We start from the raw sequence: 413 nt of genomic DNA, 5'->3' as shown, positions 1-413 counted from the left end.
GTTGGTAAGCTGCAGAGCGAGACCGAGGTCGATGGCGTATTCGCGAGCGCCGGGGGCTCCGCAGCCAAAGATCTCGATGCTGATGAGGCCGACGGCGCTGGCGACGCGGTAGCAGTAGAGCCGGAGTTCGTCCCAGGTCTGGTAGCGGGCGCCGTCGAGGTCCATTTCCACGCCGGCGATGATCTCGAGGAAATGCACCACGCGGAGGTGATAGCGGGCGATGAGCTCGCGCACCGGTTCGGCGAGCACGGCTTCACCGGGGACGCGGCCGTGCAAGGCCTGCTTCCAGCGGTCGAGCGCCGCGGCGCGGTCGGCGCGCGGCACGCCGGGGTCGTCCGCGAGATCGTCGATGACGCGGCACCAGGCGTAGAAGGTGGTGATGTCTTCGCGGCGGTCGCGGCGCAGGGCGACGA

The 413-nt window shown here is 69.5% G+C and carries 1 protein-coding gene; it reads right to left on the bottom strand.

Translation table 11 applies throughout. From position 1 onward, the window contains the following. The coding region (locus D7Y13_RS43870) for a phytoene/squalene synthase family protein (protein ID WP_158626254.1) at window positions 1–413 on the bottom strand (413 nt) is incomplete at both ends.

This window comes from Corallococcus praedator, assembly GCF_003612125.1.
GTDB lineage: Bacteria > Myxococcota > Myxococcia > Myxococcales > Myxococcaceae > Corallococcus > Corallococcus praedator.
This window is presented reverse-complemented; position numbering and strand designations above follow the sequence as displayed.